General features: G+C 60.7%; 18 protein-coding genes and 1 pseudogene. 4 read left to right on the forward strand and 15 right to left on the reverse strand.

The features are described from left to right. Positions 1 to 102: 102 nt before the first annotated feature. The 6 genes from HX818_RS29635 to HX818_RS29660 all read right to left on the reverse strand — a co-directional run bounded on the left by HX818_RS29635 (position 103) and on the right by HX818_RS29660 (position 5,462). A complete protein-coding gene (locus tag HX818_RS29635; RefSeq protein ID WP_102369617.1) occupies positions 103 to 756 on the reverse strand; it encodes an HAD family phosphatase in 654 nt (217 codons plus the stop codon). Between the two features lie 29 nt (positions 757 to 785). After that, positions 786 to 1,775, reverse strand: a complete 990-nt coding sequence (locus tag HX818_RS29640) for an ABC transporter ATP-binding protein (RefSeq protein ID WP_003219745.1) — start codon at positions 1,773 to 1,775, stop codon at positions 786 to 788. After that, positions 1,772 to 2,572, reverse strand: coding sequence for an ABC transporter permease (locus HX818_RS29645; RefSeq protein ID WP_003219747.1), 801 nt, complete (start codon positions 2,570 to 2,572; stop codon positions 1,772 to 1,774). Before HX818_RS29645 ends, HX818_RS29640 begins: the two co-directional genes overlap by 4 nt. Then, positions 2,559 to 3,404, reverse strand: a complete 846-nt coding sequence (locus HX818_RS29650; RefSeq protein WP_003219748.1) for an ABC transporter permease subunit — start codon at positions 3,402 to 3,404, stop codon at positions 2,559 to 2,561. Before HX818_RS29650 ends, HX818_RS29645 begins: the two co-directional genes overlap by 14 nt. Then, entirely contained in the window at positions 3,401 to 4,207 is an 807-nt protein-coding gene (locus tag HX818_RS29655; RefSeq protein ID WP_102606234.1) for an alkaline phosphatase family protein, read from the reverse strand. The genes HX818_RS29650 and HX818_RS29655 overlap by 4 nt, the downstream gene beginning before the upstream one ends. Before the next feature lie 187 nt (positions 4,208 to 4,394). Next, entirely contained in the window at positions 4,395 to 5,462 is a 1,068-nt protein-coding gene (locus HX818_RS29660) for an ABC transporter substrate-binding protein (RefSeq protein WP_003219752.1), read from the reverse strand. A 351-nt stretch (positions 5,463 to 5,813) separates the two neighbouring features. Here HX818_RS29660 and HX818_RS29665 point away from each other — a divergent pair, with 351 nt between their 5' ends. Beyond that, on the forward strand, positions 5,814 to 6,527 hold the full coding sequence (locus HX818_RS29665) for a UTRA domain-containing protein (protein WP_010166446.1): 714 nt from the start codon (positions 5,814 to 5,816) through the stop codon (positions 6,525 to 6,527). 382 nt (positions 6,528 to 6,909) lie between these two features. Here the strand turns inward: HX818_RS29665 and HX818_RS29670 are convergent, their stop codons facing one another. From HX818_RS29670 to HX818_RS29680, 3 genes are all read right to left on the reverse strand, one after another. Further along, entirely contained in the window at positions 6,910 to 8,256 is a 1,347-nt protein-coding gene (locus HX818_RS29670; protein WP_177010028.1) for an amidohydrolase, read from the reverse strand. 51 nt (positions 8,257 to 8,307) lie between these two features. After that, positions 8,308 to 10,467: a mechanosensitive ion channel family protein gene (locus HX818_RS29675; protein ID WP_003219758.1), complete on the reverse strand. Its 2,160-nt coding sequence runs from the start codon at positions 10,465 to 10,467 to the stop codon at positions 8,308 to 8,310. Positions 10,468 to 10,539: 72 nt separating this feature from the next. Then, a complete protein-coding gene (locus tag HX818_RS29680) occupies positions 10,540 to 10,716 on the reverse strand; it encodes a hypothetical protein (RefSeq protein WP_003219760.1) in 177 nt (58 codons plus the stop codon). A gap of 176 nt (positions 10,717 to 10,892) precedes the next feature. On the opposite strand from HX818_RS29680, the pseudogene yegS reads away from it, so the two are divergent. Further along, positions 10,893 to 11,817: pseudogene (yegS, locus tag HX818_RS29685) on the forward strand (lipid kinase YegS); the annotation flags it as partial. Here the strand turns inward: yegS and HX818_RS29690 are convergent. The 3 genes from HX818_RS29690 to HX818_RS29700 form a co-directional block, all read right to left on the reverse strand. Next, positions 11,779 to 12,438 carry a response regulator transcription factor gene (locus HX818_RS29690; RefSeq protein ID WP_003219763.1) on the reverse strand — a complete coding sequence of 220 codons (660 nt, stop codon included), beginning with the start codon at positions 12,436 to 12,438 and terminating at the stop codon, positions 11,779 to 11,781. The pseudogene yegS and the gene HX818_RS29690 overlap by 39 nt on opposite strands. After that, positions 12,435 to 13,328: a sensor histidine kinase gene (locus HX818_RS29695; protein WP_003219766.1), complete on the reverse strand. Its 894-nt coding sequence runs from the start codon at positions 13,326 to 13,328 to the stop codon at positions 12,435 to 12,437. Before HX818_RS29695 ends, HX818_RS29690 begins: the two co-directional genes overlap by 4 nt. Positions 13,329 to 13,647: 319 nt before the next feature. After that, positions 13,648 to 14,091 (reverse strand): hypothetical protein, encoded by a 444-nt coding sequence (locus tag HX818_RS29700; protein ID WP_003219767.1) that lies wholly within the window; start codon positions 14,089 to 14,091, stop codon positions 13,648 to 13,650. Between the two features lie 549 nt (positions 14,092 to 14,640). Here HX818_RS29700 and HX818_RS29705 point away from each other — a divergent pair. After that, the gene (locus HX818_RS29705) at positions 14,641 to 15,576 is read left to right on the forward strand and encodes a chemotaxis protein CheV (RefSeq protein WP_008430676.1); all 936 of its coding nucleotides are present in this window, start codon (positions 14,641 to 14,643) and stop codon (positions 15,574 to 15,576) included. A gap of 39 nt (positions 15,577 to 15,615) precedes the next feature. After that, positions 15,616 to 16,422 (forward strand): MOSC domain-containing protein, encoded by an 807-nt coding sequence (locus HX818_RS29710; RefSeq protein ID WP_177021267.1) that lies wholly within the window; start codon positions 15,616 to 15,618, stop codon positions 16,420 to 16,422. Positions 16,423 to 16,486: 64 nt separating this feature from the next. On the opposite strand, the gene HX818_RS29715 is transcribed toward HX818_RS29710, so the two are convergent. The 3 genes from HX818_RS29715 to HX818_RS29725 form a co-directional block, all read right to left on the reverse strand. Next, positions 16,487 to 16,771, reverse strand: a complete 285-nt coding sequence (locus tag HX818_RS29715; RefSeq protein WP_003183665.1) for a pyrimidine/purine nucleoside phosphorylase — start codon at positions 16,769 to 16,771, stop codon at positions 16,487 to 16,489. A gap of 47 nt (positions 16,772 to 16,818) precedes the next feature. Next, positions 16,819 to 17,361 carry an exonuclease domain-containing protein gene (locus HX818_RS29720; RefSeq protein ID WP_003219774.1) on the reverse strand — a complete coding sequence of 181 codons (543 nt, stop codon included), beginning with the start codon at positions 17,359 to 17,361 and terminating at the stop codon, positions 16,819 to 16,821. 71 nt (positions 17,362 to 17,432) lie between these two features. Further along, positions 17,433 to 19,361, reverse strand: coding sequence for an acetyl/propionyl/methylcrotonyl-CoA carboxylase subunit alpha (locus HX818_RS29725; protein WP_177021268.1), 1,929 nt, complete (start codon positions 19,359 to 19,361; stop codon positions 17,433 to 17,435). Between the last annotated feature and the right edge of the window lie 292 nt (positions 19,362 to 19,653).

Below are 19,653 nucleotides of genomic sequence, written 5' to 3' on the forward strand. Positions count from 1 at the left end.
TTACTTTGCCGCTTTTGCAAAGTGACTCGCTGTAAGAGCGAAACCATAGGTGGCCGTTACCTGAATAACGGATATGTACCCACCTCAAACCAGCACAAAACGTCACACCCAATGATGAATCGGCCACCCAGCCTGCTCAGCATGCGCCCGCAGCACCGGATCCGGGTTCACCACCTGCGGATTCTCCACCTTCAACAACAGTGGCAAATCATTGCGCGAATCCGAATAGAAGTACGCCCCATCAAGGTGCTCACCTTCCTGCTCCAGCCATTCCATCAGGCGAGTGATCTTGCCTTCGCGGTAAGTCAGTACACCTGTGGTCTTGCCGCTGTACACCCCATGGGCGACGTCCAGCTCAATCCCCAGCACTTCATCAATGCCGATACGCGCCGCAATCGGCTTGACCAGGTGCGTCCCCGACGCCGAGATCACCAAAATCCGGTCACCATTCTTGCGGTGCTGTGCAATGGTGCGGGTGGCTTCGCTGTAGATCAGCGGCTCGATAACGTCTTCCACCCACGGCTCTACAAGGTGCTCGATCTCTTCCGGCGTGCGGCCAATCATCGGCTCCAGGCTGAAGTCCATGAAATCCTCCATGGCCAGCTCACCGCGGCTGTAGGCCGCCATCAGTTCGTCGTTCTTGCGCATGAACGACTCACCATCCACCCAGCCCAGGCGGCCCATCTGCTCGCTCCACAGGGTGGCGCAGTCGCCGTGGATCAGGGTGTCGTCCAGATCAAAAATTACCAATGCCATCAGTCACGCTCTCTCAAATAAATCGTGCGTCAGGCTACTTCACACAACGCACTTGGGTCGATGGAAAGTGCCAATCTCTGACCATCCGGGTGCAGATCGTCAGCCGAGCGGTTAAGCACATCCACCACCAATTCCACGCCCCGGGCTTCGATGCGGTAGCGAATCACGTTGCCCAACAGGCTGTGGCTGCGCACCAACGCATCCAGCTCACCGCTGCGGCTGAGCTCAATGGCCTCCGGGCGAATGGCGATGCGCCCGGTGATCGGACGCTGCAACAGTTTGCTGGCCTTGTCGGCGTCCAGCAGGTTGTAGTTGCCGATAAAGCCGGCGGCGAACACATCCACCGGCGCGGTGTAGAGGGTCTCGGCATCGCCGCTCTGCACGATCTTGCCCTGGTTCATCAGGAAGATCCGGTCGGACATGGTTAGGGCTTCTTCCTGATCATGGGTCACGAAGATGGTGGTCAGGCCCAGCTCGCGCTGGATCTGGCGAATCTGTTCGCGCAGGTGCTTGCGAATCCGTGCATCGAGGGCCGACAACGGCTCGTCGAGCAACAGCAGGCGCGGGCGCGTCACCAGCGAGCGGGCGAGGGCCACGCGCTGGCACTGGCCGCCGGACATCTGGTGCGGGTAGCGGCCGGCGAGTTCTTTCAGCTCCACCAGTTGCAACACTTCCTGCACGCGTTTGTGGCTGTCGTCGGCATTGACCTTCTGCATGCGCAGGCCGAAGGCGACGTTCTGTTCCACGGTCATGTTGGGGAACAGCGCGTAGCTCTGGAACACCATGCCGATATGCCGTTTCTGTGGGCTCAGCGGGACGATGTCCTGGCCATCCAGCAGGATTTTCCCGCTGTCCACCGAGGTCAGGCCGGCGATGCAGCGCAGCAGGGTCGACTTGCCGCAGCCCGACGGGCCAAGCAGGGTGACGAATTCGCCCTTGGCGATTTCGCAGTTGATGTCACTGAATACCGGCGTACCGGCGTAGCCTTTTTGCAGGTGTTGGACGCTGACGAAGCTCATTGGCTTTTGTCCTTGTTCAAGATGTTGGCGGCCCAGGTCAGCACCAGCACGAAGAAGAAATAGGAGATCACCAGGGCACTGGTGAAGTGGCCGCTGCTGTTACGCATATTGTTGAGGTACACCTGCAGGGTTTCGTAGCGGGTGCCCACCAGGATGTTGGCGAACACGAACTCGCCGAACAGAAACGAGAACGACAGCAGCAATGCCACCATCAAGCCCTTGCGCAGGTTCGGCAACACCACCAGGAACGCCGCCTGGAAGGTGCTGGCACCGAGCAGTTGGGCGGCGTCCATCAGGTCCCGCAGGTTGATCGCTTGCAGGTTGTTGGTGATCGCCCGATACATGAACGGCAGCGCCACGGTGAAGTAGCAACCGATCAGGATCCACGGCGTACCCACCATCGCAAATGGCCCCGAGCCATAGAGCTGCAACAGCCCCACCGACGACACCACCGGCGGCACCGCGAAGGGCAGCAGGATCAAAATGTTCATCAGCGCGTCGAGTTTCGGAAAGTGGTAATGCACCACAAACAGCAGCGGCAGGATCAGCACCACCGACAAGATCAGCGCGCCAACGCACACCAGCAGCGACTGGCCGAAGGCATTCAGGAAGCGCGGGTCACTCCACAGCTGGATATACCATTTGAAGGTAAAGCCGGATGGCAGGATGGTCGCCGACCAACTGCTGGCGATGGAGTAGACCAGGGTGCCGAGCAACGGCAGCACCAGGATTGCAAACAACAGATACACCACTACGCGGTGGTAGAGGGCGGCCGAGCCAGGTTCAGCGCGAGACATGGTAGCTCCTCTTGAGCAGCAGTTGATGGACCACGGTCACCACGGTCATCAGCGCCACCAGCACCACGGCCAGGGCACTGGCCATGTTCGGGTCCAGGGAAATATCGCCGGAGACCATCGCCGCGATGCGGATCGGCAGCACGTTGAAGTTGCCGGTGGTCAGCGCGTACACCGTGGCGTAGGCGCCGAGAGCGTTGGCCAGCAGGATCACGAAGGTGCCCAGCAGCGCCGGGGTCAGCACCGGCAGACCGATGTGCCGCCAGTACTGCCAGCCGTCCGCGCCGAGCAATGAAGCAGACTCGCGCCAGTCTTCACGCAGTGCATCAAAGGCCGGGTAGAGCAGCAACACGCCGAGGGGAATTTGGAAGTAGGTATAAAGGATGATCAGGCCGGTCTTGGAGTACAGGTTGAAGTCCTGAATGATCCCCGCCTGCTTGAGCATGATGGTGATGCTGCCGTTGAACCCCAGCAGGATGATGAAGGCGAAGGCCAGGGGTACGCCGGCAAAATTGCTGGTCATGTTGGCGAACGCGGTCACGAAATTGCGCAGCGGCCCGTCGACCCGGCGCAGCGAGTAGCTGCCGAGTACGGCGATGATGATCCCGAACACGCTGGAGTAGAAACTGATTTCCAGGCTGTACTGGATCGCCTGCATATAGAACTTCGAGCTGAAGATCTTGCTGAAGTTGGCCAGGCCCCAGCCGAACTCTTCGGACTGGACGCTGCTGATCATCACCCACACCAGCGGGGCGATTTCGAACACGATAAAGAAGATGGCGAAGGGCACCAGGCACAAGGCGGCCAGCCATTTGCCGCGGATCACTGAATTCACTTCAACAGCTCCCGGCATACAGGTTTGTCGTGGGGTACACCCAACAGCTCGCAGACGGTGCCGCACAGCTCGGTTTGTTTGGGCGTGGCGTGGGTGTCGAGGCTGAAGGCATCACCCAGCACAAACAGCGGCACTTCCCGTTCTTCCGGCAGCAGGCCGTTGTGGGAGCGGTCGTTGTTCATGCCGTGGTCGGCCGTCACCAGCACCTGGTAACCGGCGTCGAGCCAGCCTTGCAGGTAGTCGGCGAGGATGATGTCGGCCGAGCGCGCGCTGTTGCGGTATTGCGGGGTGTCGAGGCCGTGCTTGTGGCCGGCATCGTCGATGTTCATCGGGTGCACCACCAGGAAATTCGGCGCGTGTTTGAGGCGCAGGCTTTCGGCGTCGGCAAACAGGTGCGAGTCCGGGTAATGGTCATTCCAGTAGAAATGCCCGTGCTGGATCGCCAGGGCCGGGTCGCTGGTATGCCGATCCCGGGCGGCGATAAAGGGCGAGCGGTTATACAACTCGCTGACCCAGTGATACGCCGCCGCCGCCGTGGATAAACCGGCGTCGGTGGCGTAATGGAAAATGCTGCGCTGGTTGGACAGGCGCGAGACGTTGTTGTGGACGATGCCGCTCTCGATCGGCGGGACGCCGGTGAGGATGCATTCGTACAGTGGCCGGGACAGGGCCGGCAGTTCACATTCCAGTTTGTACAGTGCTGCGCGTCCTGCGCCGACATAGGCCTGCAAGTGCCCCATGGCGTGTCGGGCAACCTCGTAATTCAGGCCGTCGAGCACGACAAGGATGACGTTGTGCTTCATAGGGGCTGGGGCTCCGCAACAAATAGGCTTGACTCGGTTTTTCGGTTGGAACACCGATCAAATGGGGGAGCTGGCTTGCCTGCGATAGCGGTGTGTCAGTCGACAATGCTGCTGAGTGTCATACCGCTGTCGCAGGCAAGCCAGCTCCCACACTGACCGCGTTCCACTTGAACAGGCGTGTTAAGCCTTATTGCATATTGATGATGACTTCTTCCTGCCACTTCTGCGGCAGTGCCTTGGAGGTCTTCTCCCAAGCGTCGGCGTCCTTGATCGGCGTGACTTTCTTGTACTGCTCGTTAGGCAGCAGCTTGGCCTGTACGTCGGCTGGCAAGGTCAGGTGCTCGGCACGGATCGGCCGCGCATTGCCACGCGCCAGGTTGGTCTGGCCGGCGTCGCTGAAGATGTATTCGCGGGTCAGCTTGGCGGCGTTCGGGTGCTTGGCGTATTTGTTGATGATGGTGGTGTAGCCGGAAATCACCGAGCCGTCCGATGGGATCAGCACCACGTAGTCATCCGGGTTGGCCATCTTGGCTTTGTAGCTCAGGCCGTTGAAGTCCCAGACCACGCCCACTTCCACTTCGCCTTTTTCCATGGTGGCGATGGTTGGGTTGGCCAGCGACAGGCGGCCTTGCTTGGCGATGTCGGCGAACATCAGCAGCGCCGGCTGAATGTTCTTCTCGTCGCCACCGTTGGCGAGTGCGGCGGCGAGTACGCCGTTGGCCGCCTGGGCGGCGGTGCTCACGTCACCGATGGAAACCTTGTATTTGCCGGTCTTCAGGTCAGCCCAGCTTTTCGGAGCTTCGGAGCCGTGCAGGAGTTTTTTGTTGACGATAAAGGCGATGGTGCCGGTGTAGGCCAGGGCCCAGTTACCGTCCTTGTCTTTCGCCCAATCCGGGACTTGTGCCCAGGTGGTCGGTTTGTACGGTTGGGTAACGCCCTGCTTCACCGCGATCGGGCCGAAGGCTGCACCGACGTCGCCGATGTCGGCGCTGGCGTTGTCTTTTTCTGCCGCAAACTTGGCGACTTCCTGGGCCGAGCTCATGTCGGTGTCGATGTGCTTGAGGCCGTAGGTCTTGGCCAGGTCGTCCCAGGTGCCTTTCCAGTTGGCCCAGTCATCGGGCATGCCGACGCTGTTGACGGCGCCTTCCGCTTTCGCGGCGGCTTCGAGCGTTTTCAAATCGGTATCAGCAGCCATGGCGGCGGTGCACATGGCAATGGTCGAGCCTAACAGTGATGCCAGGAAAAGCTGTTTCATCCGAAGCTCCTTTGGGCGTTTTCAACGCTGCGTTTTTATCGACGTTTGCGGTGGTGTTGGTCTAGGTCAGCAATACACGAGCCAATTTAGGCGTGGCGGATGACAGTTTCATGTCGATGTCGTTTTTTGTTGGCCTGGACGGGGGATCACCGGGTAAGCGTAGACCATGCCCAACCGCCCGGAAGCCTTGGACTTGGCCGATGTATTGCAGGTCTTGTGGCAGCACGTCGCGAGGCGCTGTCATCTGTCGGTCATGTGCAATGCCTAGGCTTGCACGCAACAGCAGAGGCGCGTTTAGCGGGCGTTTTGTGCACCTGAATAGTGCTGGTCTAGTCCAGATAGGTAACGTTGATGCGTGATGAGGCAACCAAGGCGGTGACAACCATTGGCCTGGCGCTGCAAGAGCAGATCGACCATGGCTTGTTGGCGCCTGCCAGTAAGCTGCCGGCCGAGCGCAAGCTCAGCGAGTTGTTTGGTACCACCCGGATTACGGTGCGGGAAGCCTTGTTACAACTTGAGGCACAAGGGCAGATTTATCGCGAGGAGCGGCGGGGGTGGTTTGTGTCGCCGCCCAGGCTTGCCTATAACCTGATGCAGCGCAGTCATTTTCACGCGATGGTGAGTGCCCAGGGGCGGGTGCCGTCGACCGAGGTGATTTCGGCGCGGTTGCAGCCGGCTTCGGCGGCGGTGTGTGCGTGGTTGCAGTTGCCGGCGTTGTCCAGTGTGATTCAGATTTGCCGGGGGCGCAGGATTGATGGGCGGTTGGTGTTGTATGTGGAGCACTATCTGAACCCGCAGTATTTTCCGGGGATTCTGGAGTGTGATTTGAATCAGTCGATTACGGAGTTGTATGCGCGGGTGTATGACTTGCACTACGGGCGGGTGCGGTTTGAGATTGTGCCGACGTCATTGCAGGTTGAGGCGGCTGCGGCGTTGAGGGTGTCGGTGGGGAGCCCGGGGTTGCGGATTGCTCGGGTTAATTATGATCAGCATGAGCGGTTGATTGATTGTGATCTGGAGTTTTGGCGGCATGATGCGATTCATGTGGGGGTGGATGTGGTTTGACGTTTTGCCTGTGTGTATCCGTTATCTAGGTCACGACGGCTTTTGGTTCCGCTCTCACAGCGGCTCACTTTTGAACAGCCGGAATGCCGGCCCAGCCCCAAGTAAGCACAGGGCTTTACCCCGATGACCTGAGTGTTAGAGCAAAAGCAGAGCCGCTTTATGTGGGAGCGGGCTTGCTCGCGAAAAACCTGAGGGCGCCGCGTTGAGTCAGGATACCCACGTCATCGTTATCGACCTTCGCGAGCAAGCCCGCTCCCACATTTGGATCGTGTCCGCCTTTGGGTTTGCTGTTGCTTCACCACACTTAAGCCCGAGCGAGGTGCAGAGTGGTGGGGCAAGAGCGGAACCCTAGGCGGCCGTTACCTGAATAACGGATATACCCTCAATCCGCCGCATTGGCATACAGATAATCCGTCGCCAACGAAGCCAGCGTGCGAACCCCAACCACCAACGCCGACTCATCCACAAAGAACCCCGGATTATGATTCGGTGCCGCCTTGCTCATGTCCTGATCCCTCGGCGTCACCCCCAGAAACACAAACAACCCTGGCGCTTCCTTGGCATAAAACGAGAAGTCCTCAGCCCCACCCACCAACGGGGCATTCACTACGTCGCCATTCGCCGCCCAACGCAAACTCGGCAGCATCTTCTCGGTCAGCGCCGGGTTGTTGATGGTCGGATCGTACTTCTCAATGATCGTCACCTCAGCCTTCGCCCCACCACTCTCGGCGATTTTCTCGACGGTCTGCCGCACATCCGCATGCAGCTTCTGGCGAATGCCATAGTCGTAGGAGCGAATGGTCCCACTCATGTCCACCGATTCGGGAATGATGTTGTACCGCGTCCCTCCGTTGATGGTGCCAATACTCACCACCGCCGGAAACGAAGAAATGTCGGTACGCCGACTGACCACCGTCTGCAGCCCCACAATGGCCTGCGCCCCCACGGTAATCGGATCGATCCCATCCCACGGCCGCCCCGCATGGGTCTGCTTGCCCAGGATCTTGATCCGCAGGTCATCCGAGCTCGCCAGCGTCGGCCCCGGCCGATACGCAATCTGCCCCGCAGGCACCCCGGCCCACACATGCAGCCCAAAAACGGCATCCGGCTTGGGCGATTTCATCAGCCCTTCCTGCACCATCATCTTCGCGCCCCAAGTGTTTTTACCGTCGGGGATAAAGTCGCTCGGGCCTTCTTCAGCCGGCTGGAAATAAAACACCACGGTCCCAGGCAGACGATCGCGCATACCTGTAAGGATTTTCGCCGTGCTCAGCAGGATGGCGGTGTGGGCGTCGTGGCCGCAGGCGTGCATCACGTCGACTTCTTTATCGAGGTACACACCCTTGGCCTTCGAGGCGAAGGGCAGGCCGGAGACTTCCTTGACCGGCAGCGCATCCATGTCGGCGCGCAAGGCCACGGTCGGGCCGGGCAGGGCGCCCTTGAGGATGGCGACAACGCCCGTGCGCGCCACGCCAGTCTTGACCTCCAGCCCCATCTCCCGCAGCTGCTTGGCCACCAGCTCCGCGGTGCGATGTTCGGTGTTGCCCAGTTCAGGATGGGCGTGGATGTCGCGCCGGGTTTCCAGCAAGGCCGGTTCCAGTACTTTGGCCTGGGCGGCGATGGTTTCACGGGCACTGTCCTGGCCGCTGTTGGCGGCGATGACCGCGCTGCTGGCGACACCGCACAGCAGGCCGAATACCCATTGGTGTGTAAGACCGGTCAAACGCATAAGGACTCTCCATGATTATTGTTGTTGATCCTGACGTCGTCCGGGCAGCGCTTATTCTTTCTCTTGCACGCCTCCCGCCGCTGTCACCACTTGCACGCTCAAGCGTGGGGTGGCCAGGTCCAGCCCGGCTTCGTCGAGGTGACGCTTGAGCGACAGGTTGAACGCCCGCGAAACCTCCCACTGCTTGATCGGCGCGGTCTTGAAGCGGGCGCGAAGAATCGCACTGCCGGACTCGAAACTTTCTACACCCTGAATCTCCAGCGGCGACCAGATATTGCGCCGCTGCAACGGGTCGTTGCGCATCTTCTGCCCGACGTCGCGCATCAGCTTGATGGCGTCGTCGATTTCCATGTTGTAGGGAATCGCCACCCGGAAGATCGCGTAGCCGAACTCCCGGGAGTAATTCTTGATGCTTTTGATTTCACTGAACGGGATCGTATGCACGATGCCGTCGATGTCCCGCAGGCGCACGGTACGGATGGTCAACCCTTCGACCGTCCCTAGGTGGCCGCCGACATCCACGTAGTCATCAATCGCCAGGGAGTCTTCGATAATGATGAACAGGCCGGTGATCAAATCCGCCACCAGCGACTGTGCACCAAAACCGATGGCCAGGCCGATCACACCGGCACCCGCCAGCAGCGGCGTGACGTTCATGCCCATGTTCGCCAGGGCGACGATGGCGGCAATGATGAAGATGGTCACGAACAGCACGTTGCGAATCAACGGCATCATCGTCTGCGCACGCGCGTTGGCCAGGCCTTTGCGCGAGCGGGTGAGGGCGTGGTGGATCGCGGTGTCGCTGAGGATCCAGATCAGCCAGGCAAACAGCAATGTGCCGGCAAGGCCGAACAGCTTGACGCTGATTTCATGCCCGTCGCCTTCGGTAAAACGGATCAGCGACAGGCCCCAGACCCGCAGGCCGAGTTCGATAAACACCAGCCACACCACCAGGTGGGCGAGGGTGTAGACGAAGCTTTTCAGGCGCTCGGAGTACAGCGCATGGCGCTTGTGCCCACGTTGCGGCTTGAGGGAATGGCGGCGCACGAGGCCGTTGATCACCATGCACAGCACCAGCAACACCGTGCACAACAACGACTGGCGCAGGGCGGTGCTGGTGTCGCCGGCGGAGACGAAGGTGGCGAACAGCGAGATGCCCACCAGCAGCAACGCCGGCAGGTACCAGAAGGTGCCGACGATTTCGATGGTGTCACTCAGGGCGCGGCGGGTCAGGCGGCGGGACAGCGGCTGGTTGCGGATCAGGTGCGCAATCGGCCGGCGGAATCGCAGGATGAACACACCGGTGGACAGCGCGGCCATGACATTGGCGATGGTCGCGGCGACATGGGACAGGTGCTGGCCCAGGCTCTCGGCCAGGCGCGGGTCGCTGACGGCTTCGCCAAAGGCGGCAAAGCTGCCGATCAGCCACAACGGCCGGAAGGCCTGGTGGCGCAGGATGTACAACGCGCGGTGACGGTGCGGGCCGTCGAGTACGGAAAAGGCGACCACGCAGATCGCCGAGAAGCAGGTGCCCACCACCAGCGCGTAGGCCAGCACCATCGCCAGGGATTTGCCGAGGGACGAGGGCAGTGCGTAACTCATGTAGACGGTGATCACCAACGCGATCAGCCACGGGCCGAGCTTGCGCAGGGCAAAGCGCAGCAGGTCCCAGGTCTTGGGGTGTTGCGGCAGTTCTTCGGTCAGGCCGAAGCGCTCGCGCACCCGGTGGCTGAGCCAGATCAGGATCGCGGCCAGCAGGCTCCAGAGCATCAGGATCATGGCAAAGGCAAAGATGATCGGCAGCCATTCGCTGGCCGGCAGCATCAGTGCGGTGAGTTCATCCTTGGCCTGGTCAAACTCGTTGGACCAGCGATTGAGCGGGCTGTCGGCACCGGAGAACTGTTGCTCCAGGCTCGACAGCGTACCGCCGATCAAACCGAGCACACCCAGTTCGGCGGCGGGCTGGGCCTTTTGCGTGGTCTCACGGAGCTTTTTCAGGTCGCTCAGCAGCTTGGTGCGCTGCTGGTCGTTTTCCAGGGTCTTGATCACCTCGTCCAGGGACTGGCCCAACGGGACGTCGGCTTGCGGCTGGGTTTTGGTGTTGCTGCCCAGCAGCCCCGGCAGGCTCACGGCGTGGGCAGGCGCCATGGGCAGCAGGGTCAGCAGGCAGAAAAGCAGGCAACAGGGCAGGGCAAACAGACGGGCAAGCACGAGGCGGTCAACCTTAAAAACGACGAATTGACCGAGTGTACGAGGCCGTCATGTGCAATGCGAGTGAGATTGTCATTCGGCGAGTTTGGCGAGGATCTTGTAAACCACGGTGCCGAGGATCAGCAGCATGCCGATCCACATGCCGAACACACCGATGGGTTTGTCGCGGAAGTTGAAGCCGATGGCCAGGAGGATCATGCCGGTCAGGATGGGGATAAGCATGGAGTGGAAGGCGGACATGGTGATCATGGTGCGACGGCCTTGTCGGATGGGAATAGGTATAAGTCTAGGTCGATTTCGCCAAGTGCGAGTTGATCCGTGTCAGAAACGCTACAAAACCCGGTTAATTTCTACATCCGATGGCTTTTTTTCGATTGGCCACGGTCAACATCCCTCAGGAACCTTAAACCCAGGAGCATTCATCCATGAGCACACCCAAGGCACTGTTGATTCTGCACGGCAAGCAAGCCCTCAACGAGCAGGTGCGGGCGGCGGTGCAGGGCAAGCGCGAGCAGGGCTGGGACCTGGCCGTACGGGTGACGTGGGAGGGTGGCGATGCCCAGCGGTTTGTCGATCAGGCCCTTGCCGATGGCTACACGCGGCTGATCGCCGGCGGCGGTGACGGCACCCTGCGGGATGTGGCCGAGGCCATGGCCCGGGCCAAGACCGAGGCCAGCCTGGTGCTGATGCCCCTCGGTACCGCCAACGATTTTGCCCGCGCCGCCGGTGTGCCGCTGGAGCCCGAGCAGGCCCTGGACCTGCTGGATGTACCGGCCCGTGCCATCGACCTGGGCGAAGTAGGCGGGCAGATCTTCCTGAATATGGCCACCGGTGGTTTTGGCAGCCAGGTCACTGCCAACACCTCCGAAGACTTGAAGAAAGTCCTCGGTGGCGCGGCCTATCTGTTCACCGGCCTGTCACGCTTCAGCGAGTTGCGCGCGGCCTACGGTGAATTGCAGGGCCCTGACTTTCACTGGCGCGGCGAGCTGCTGGCCCTGGGCATCGGCAACGGGCGCCAGGCCGGTGGTGGCCACGTGCTGTGCCCCGGCGCCCTGGCCGATGATGGTTTGTTGGATATCAGTATTTTGCCGGCGCCGCAGGAAGTGGTCGGCACCCTGCGCAACCTGATGACGGACGGCTGGGGCCTGGACAATATGTTTGTGCGTGCGCGCTTGCCGTGGGTCGAAATCAAGGTCGCCGAAGGGCTGGCGATCAACCTCGACGGCGAACCACTCCAGGGTGACGACTTGCACTTCTCGGCCTTGCCCCAGGCACTGCGGGTGCATCTGCCGGAGGACTCACCGTTGCTGACTAATCGTCAAGGCTGATGATCTGTTCGCGCACTGCGAACAGCACCAGGCCCGCCACGTCGAAAATCTGCAGGCGCTTCATGATCTGCGAGCGGTGGGCTTCCACGGTCTTGATGCTCAGACCCAGGCCATTAGCGATTTCACGGGTGGACTTGCCGCGCACGATCAAGCGCAGGATTTCCAACTGGCGTGCCGTCAGGTTGTGGCTGTGGGGCGGCGGGTTGACCTGGGCCTGATTGCGGATCAGCGCCTGGTTGATCACCGTATGGGCGATCGCCGGGCTGAGGTAGCGTTCGTTGTTGCGCAACGCCAGCAGCGCGTGCTCCAGCTCATTGGCCGTGGTGTCCTTGAGCAGGTAGCCATGGGCGCCGGACTCCAGCGCGCACATGATCAGCTCCGGGTCGGTGTGCATCGACAGGATCAGCACCTTGCTCTTCGGATAGGCGCGCTTGAGGTCTTTCAATGCATCGAGCCCGCCGGTGTGCTTCATCGACAGGTCAAGCAGCACGATGTCGGGTTGCAGCGCGTCAAACCGCTCCAGCAACTGCGCGCCGTCGCTCGCTTCACCGATCACCGCGTAGCCGGGAATATCCATGACCAGCGCACGCACGCCGGCCCTGATCAGGGAGTGGTCATCCACCAGGAGTAAGTTGCACGTCACTCTAGAACCTTATGGGGGTTGGCCCGTTCGAGGGCGCGGGGCGCCCAGGGGAAAAGCGCTTCGATCCTCGTCCCGGAGCCTGGCTGGCTATTGACCGACAATGTGCCTCCCAGTTGATCAATCCGCTCGGACATCCCGGCCATGCCCCGCTGGCCTTCCTGGGCGGGGTTGATGGCGGGCGAAAAGCCCTGGCCGTCATCGCTGATAAACAGTGACAGGCCTTCGGGCAGGCGTTGCAGGCGTACCAGCAGGTTACGTGCCTGGGCATGGCGCAGCATGTTGGTGACGGCTTCCTGGGTAATGCGAAAGGCGGCAACAGCCATCTCTTCCGGGATGCCGGTCAGCCGTTGATGGCATTCCAGGCTCCAGCTTACCCGGGTGTTTTCCAGGGTCTTGAGCAGATGCGCCCGCAGGCTCGCCTCAAGGCCCAGGCTCGCCAGTTGCCGGGGGTTGAGGATGGCCGACACGTCCTGCACCTTGGCCAGGGTTTCGTTGAGGGTGTTGCACAGCACCGCACAGTGGCCCTGCAGGTTTTCCGGAAGACGGCGCTTGAGCCATTCACTTTGCAGCTTGGCGGCGGTCAACAGTTGGCCGATATCGTCGTGCAGTTCGCGGCTGAGGCGATGACGTTCGTTTTCCTGGACCTGCAACAGGCGGTCGGCCAACTCCTGGGGCTGGAACTTGATGGACTTGCGTGAGCGCCACTGTTGCAAGCCCACCACCAGCAGGGTGGCCAGGTTCACTGACAACAGCGCCAGGGGAAGATCGGCCGAGTGTGCATAAGCCCACAGGCTGAGCAGGCACGCGCACAGGCATAGCGCGAGGGTTATCCAGCGTGCATTGCTTCGGGACACGGACCTTGCGATGAGTGACTTCAGGCTGGCGTACATAGGAGGCGCATTTCACGTTTATATGCATCATGAAGTTGAGTCACTTCGAGCGGGGCATGGTACCACCACTATTACCGTTGGTCGCCTGGCGCCGAGCGGGATGAGGCGTATTAATCACGGCAGCGTCCCGGAAGGTAGTCCCGGAGTTCAACGAGTGGGGAAGTTGTATCATTGAAGTTGTTTTGCATCAGTATTGTCGTTAGTGGCTTATTGATATTTTTCTGCTAACGACGTCGTGATGCATAAATAGTTGTGGTGTCGTTTTTAGATAATCAGGCAATTGAATGCGACATTTTTGTCGCTTGAATGCGAAGAAGCCTCAAATAGCGTAAGGCCTGTGTTGTTGCTTATAGCCAAAATCGCTTTGGGGGATGTGTTGGACAACGGTGGCGATCAACACGGTTTGTTCCGTTTCATCCAGGCCGAGCTTGCCGGTTTTTGTATCGATCAACTCCAGTTGCCAGGCCAGCAGGGTGAGGCAGTTGTGCAGTGCATCAAGTGCTTCGTCATGCAGTTGCAGGGGGCTGGCGGCGTTGCTGATCAGGTACTGGATATGCCGTGAGAACTCGCTGATCGCCCTCAGGGCCAGGGCTTCGGATTTTTCCGCGAGCTTGATCAGGTTGGTTTTCATGCAGTCGATCGCGTCACTGTCGTTGCGGATCAAATGCAGGTGGCTCAAGCATTCTTCAGACTTGGCCAGCAACATTTCCGCCTCGAGGAGGAACTCGGGAAGTGCAAGTTGCCACTCTTTGCCGTCGTTCATCACACAAGTCTCCAGAACATACGATCGGATGATGAGATGTTGCACCGGTTGAATGGCGTAAAACTACCGCTGAAATATGACGAATATCTGTAGGCCCGTTCCGACTTTTCAGTAGGAAATTTATTTGAATGACGGCCGTCGTCCGAGTACCCCACAATTTCCAGGGGCATTCGCACAACTTCTTTGGGTGCCAGTACATAAGTCACTGGATGATCCGTTGGCCGTGGGCTTGCGATAGCAAACAAAAGCCTGACTCCATTCATGCAATGAGAATGGCGTCACATTAATGGCTATTAGATATCGCGAATATCAGGTTGGTCCTGATTGTGGATAGGGGAATCCCTTACATAGCGGAACCTCGCGCAGACTTTGCGGTCACGCGGCGGTGGTGATGGGCCTTGCGTTGAAGCGGGTTCAGTAAAGCATGATGTCAGTGTGACATCAATGGATTTGCATGGCATTTTAGTGGGGGTCAAGGTCCGGCGTTTGCCGCCGATAACCTGCTTCAGTGACCAGCACTATCCATCCGCTAAACCCCAGGAGTCTTTAATGGCCGGCATTCTCGACACGGTAGATCAACGCACACAATTGGTGGGTGAGAATCGCCTGGAGATCCTCATGTTTCGCCTGGCCGGGCGGCAGCTGTTCGCGATCAACGTGTTCAAGGTGCAGGAAGTGCTGCAACTGCCCAAGTTGACCCTGATGCCCCAGCGCCACCCATTTGTCTGCGGCGTGGTCAACCTGCGTGGGCAGACGTTGCCGGTGATCGACCTGTCCCAGGCGATTGGCATGCGTCCGCTGATTCCGGGCCCCAACAGCACCATTATCGTCACCGAGTACAACCGCTCGGTGCAGGCGTTCCTGGTGGGCGGCGTCGACCGCATCGTCAACATGAACTGGGAGGCGATCCTGCCGCCGCCGGCAAGTGCCGGGCGCCAGCATTACCTGACGGCCATCAGCAAGGTCGATGACCAGTTGGTGGAAATCATCGACGTGGAAAAAGTCCTCGCCGAAATCGTGCCCTACAACGCCAAGGTTTCCCGCGAGAAACTTGAAGACCCGGTGCTGGAACGCGCCCGCGGCCGCGAAGTGCTGCTGGTGGATGACTCCAACGTCGCCCTCTCGCAACTGCGTGACACCCTCGGACAGTTGGGGGTGAAGATGCACATTGCCAGCGACGGCCTCAAGGCACTGAACATGCTCAAGGCCTGGGCCGACAGTGGCCAGGTGATGACCGACAAGCTGTTGATGATCTTCACCGACGCTGAAATGCCCGAGATGGACGGCTACCGCCTGACCACCGAGATTCGCAACGACCCGCGCCTGCGCAGCCTGTACGTGGTGCTGCATACGTCGTTGTCCGGCAGCTTCAACGACTCGATGGTGAAGAAGGTCGGTTGCGACAACTTCCTCTCCAAGTTCCAGCCCGACAAGTTGGTGGACGTGGTACGTCAGCGCCTGATGCTGGACGAAGTCCCGGCTTGAGCTTAGGGTGACGGCTTTGTCCCTCAGGAATGTAGGCCCATGCTTCGTCTCAGCGCGTTGTACCGATACCCCTTGAAGTCCGGCAAGGGTGAATCCTTGCAGCAGATCGGCCTGGACACACTCGGGCTCGACGGGGATCGACGCTGGATGTTGGTGGACGAGGCCAGCGGGCGTTTCCTGACCCAGCGCGCCGTGGCCAGGATGAGCCAGCTTTCGGCGCTGTGGAACAGCGCGGGTGGCCTGACCTTGAGCGCCGAGGGCCAACCTGCGCTTGACGTGCCACTACCCGGCAGCGATGCCGAGTTGCGCGGCGTGACCATCTGGCGTGACACCTTGCGCGTGCCGGATGCTGGTGACGAGGCGGGCGCCTGGCTCAGCGAATTCATCGGCAAACCCACGCGGCTGGTGCAAGTGCCGCTGTCCCGTGCACGCACGACCGAGGCCGGCTACGGCAAGGATGATGACAAGGTCGCGTTTGCCGATGGCTTTCCGTTGCTGCTGATCGGCCAGGCGTCCCTGGATGACCTGTCCCAGCGTATCGGTCGGCCCATGGAGATGCTGCGTTTTCGCCCCAACCTGGTGATCGAGGGCAGCGAAGCCTTTGCCGAAGACGGCTGGAAGCGGATACGGATCGGTGACGTGGAGTTTCGCGTGGTCAAGTCCTGCTCACGCTGCATCCTCACCACCATCGACCCGGCGAGTGGCGAGCGCAGTGCCGACCGCGAACCGCTGGCCACGCTCAAGACCTACCGCGAGCAAGAGGGCGATGTGATGTTTGGGCAGAACCTGGTCAACGATGGGGTGGGCCGCCTGGAAGTCGGCATGCCGGTGACGATCCTGGGGTAAGCAGCCCTGAAATGAAAAATGCCCGTCTCTCGCGAGACGGGCATTTTTTTCGGCTATCGAACGTTTAGCCGCGGTATTCGCACAGGTAGGCGGTGTCGACCGCCACCTTCAGCTGGAACTTGCTGTTGGCTGGCACGTTGAACTGGCTGCCGGCGGCGAAGGTTTCCCAGTCGGTGCTGTCTGGCAGCTTGACGGTCAGTGCGCCCGATACCACGTGCATGATTTCACGCTGGGCAGTGCCGAACTCGTATTCACCCGGGGCCATGACGCCGATGGTCGCCGGACCTTCTGCAGTGCCGAAAGCGATCGACTTGACGGTGCCGTCGAAGTACTCGTTGACTTTAAACATGGGCGAATCCTCGGAAAAGGGTCAAGAAAGGTCGGCCAGTATGCCTTCTACACGGGCAAAATCAACGGCAGCAGCCGTGCGGTATTGCGTGCATCTTCCAGCGCCCGATGCTGTTGGCCGTGGAACTGCATGCCGGCCAGTTGCAGCGCGCCGTTGAGCCCCAGCGGCTTGTCCAGGCGCCGGGCCTTGGCGAAGCGTTGCTTGAGGTTCACGTGGGGCGTCTGGCCCAGCACGCTGCTCAAGCCATGGCGCTGCCACTCCAGTTCCAGTTGCTGGCGGTCGTAGTCACCCCAGCTCGCCCAGCCTTCCAGGCGTGCCTGGTGCTGGCCAAGCCAGCGTTCGAACAGCGGCCACACCTCAATCAACGGCGCGGCAGCGTCGATATTCGCCTGGGTGATGTGGGTCAACTGGCGGCAGAACGGCGTCAGCAGCGGCCTGCGCAATGGCCGCACGAAACGCTGGAAATGGTCCAGTTCACGGCCCTGGCGGTTGACCAGGCTCACACCGATTTCGATGATTTCCATCTCGGTCACGGGCCAGCCGCCTTCATCCGTTGTGGCTTCAAGATCAATAATCAGCCAATGAGGCATCGCAGGTTCCCGTACTCTTCCCGTCCTGATGGGGATAGAGCGTAGCCAAGCCTGCTAGTTCCGCCCAGGGCTTACTCGATCTCCAGCAAAATCTGACGGTTCCTGACCTGATCGCCTGCAACCGCCTGGATTCGCTTGACCACGCCACTCATGCCGGCCTTGAGTGGGTGCTCCATTTTCATCGCTTCCAGCACCAGCAACAGCTGGCCCTTGCTGACCGAATCGCCTTCGCTGACCCGTACTTCGACAATTGCCCCATCCATCGGCGCCTTGACCGTGCCGTTGCCGGCCTCGGCCTGGCGGGTGGCGACGGTTTGGGTTCGATCATTGATGCACACGCCGGGCAACCAGAGCCGGGTGCCTTGCAGGTGGTAGGCAATGCGACGGCGAATGCCGTTGAGAACGGCGGTGGCCCAGCGTCCGTCGGTGGAGAGGTCGCGTATTTCGATGGCGTGCTGATCAATCTCGACGTGCAGGCAATTGTCCGCCAGCACACTGAGGCTGATGGTCCGGGGCTCGTCGTGTTCGGCCAATTGCCAGGTCCAGGGTACGCTGGCGTTGTTGCGCCAGCCGGATAATGGCTGGGTGTGAGCGCTGGCGCTGTGTTGGTAAAACAGCGCGGCGGCCAGGGCCAGCTCTTCGTTGGTCGCGTGGGGACGCGGGATGTCGCTGAAGTGTTCGGCAATAAAGCCGGTGCTGAAATCGCCGGCGATGAAGTGTGGATGCTTGAGCAGGCTGGCCAGCAGGCGCTGGTTGGTGGGCACGCCGAGCAGCACGCAGTCTTCCACGGCCCTGACCAGCTTGCGCCGGGCCTCTTCGCGGGTGGCGCCGTGGGCGATGATCTTGCCCAGCATCGAGTCGTAGAACGAGGTGATGCGCTGGCCTTCCAGCACGCCATGATCGATGCGCACACCTGGTGCCGGTTCCCAGCGCAGTACGTCGCCGGTTTGCGGGAGGAAGCCCTGGGCCGGGTCTTCGGCGTACAGGCGCACTTCCATGGCGTGACCGGTGAGGGTCACTTGTTCCTGACTCAGGGGCAAAGGTTGGCCGGCGGCGATGTGCAGTTGCCAGGCGACGAGGTCGAGGCCGGTGATCAGTTCGGTGACCGGGTGTTCGACCTGCAGGCGGGTGTTCATTTCCAGGAAGTAGAAATTGCCGTCGCGGTCGAGCAGGAACTCCACCGTGCCGGCGCCGACGTAATTGACGGCGCGCGCGGCCTTGAGGGCGGCTTCGCCCATGGCTTGGCGCAGCTTGGGGGTCATGACGGGGCAGGGGGCTTCTTCGATGACTTTTTGATGGCGGCGCTGGACCGAGCAGTCGCGTTCGCCGAGGTAGATCAGGTTGCCGTGGGTGTCGCCGAACAGTTGGATTTCGACGTGGCGGGGGGCGATCAGGGCTTGTTCGAGGATGAGTTCGGCGCTGCCGAAGGCGTTTTGTGCTTCGGAGCGGGCGGTGCGCAGGTGTTCCAGCAGGGCGTCGGGGTTGTGTACCAGGCGCATGCCGCGGCCGCCGCCGCCGGCGCTGGCCTTGATCATCAGTGGGTAGCCGATGTGGGTGGCTTGTTGTTGCAGGGTTTGGTCGTCCTGGTCGGGGCCTTGGTAGCCCTTGATGCAGGGGACGCCGGCGTTGAGCATGGCGATTTTTGAGAGGCGTTTGCTGCCCATCAGGTCGATGGCTTCGGGGCTGGGACCGATGAAGGTGAGGCCGGCGTTTGCGCAGGCTCGGGCGAAGTCGGGGTTTTCGGAGAGGAAGCCGTAGCCGGGGTGGATGGCGTCGGCGCCGGTGCGGTGGGCTGCGTTGAGGATGGCTTCGATGTTCAGGTAGGACTGGGTGACGGGGGCGGGGCCGATGTTGATGGCTTCGTCGGCCATCTGGACGTGCAGGGCGTCGGTGTCGGCTTCGCTGTAGATTGCTACGGTGCGGTAGCCCAGGGATTGGGCGGTGCGCTGGATGCGGCAGGCGATTTCGCCACGGTTGGCTATGAGGATTTTGTTGAACATGAGTGACCCCTTGGGTTGGCGTTTACCGTGTACATATCCATTCCTGCGGTAACGGCTGCTATTGGTTCCGCTCTTACAGCGGGTCACTTTTGAAAAGCGCAAAAGTAACCAAAACGCTCTGCCCCGCCTGTCGGCGCCTCGCTGTGGCTCGGCGTTCCCTCACTCCGGCATTACTCCGCGGGCCGCCGCGACGGGCCATCCATGGCCCGGCGCGGCTAAACCGGCGTCCTGCCGGTTTACCCGCTCCGCAATACCTGCGTTCGGCCTCGGGCTTATTGGGGCAGTCAGATCA

Source organism: Pseudomonas sp. F9001 (assembly GCF_013385435.1).
Lineage (GTDB): Bacteria > Pseudomonadota > Gammaproteobacteria > Pseudomonadales > Pseudomonadaceae > Aquipseudomonas.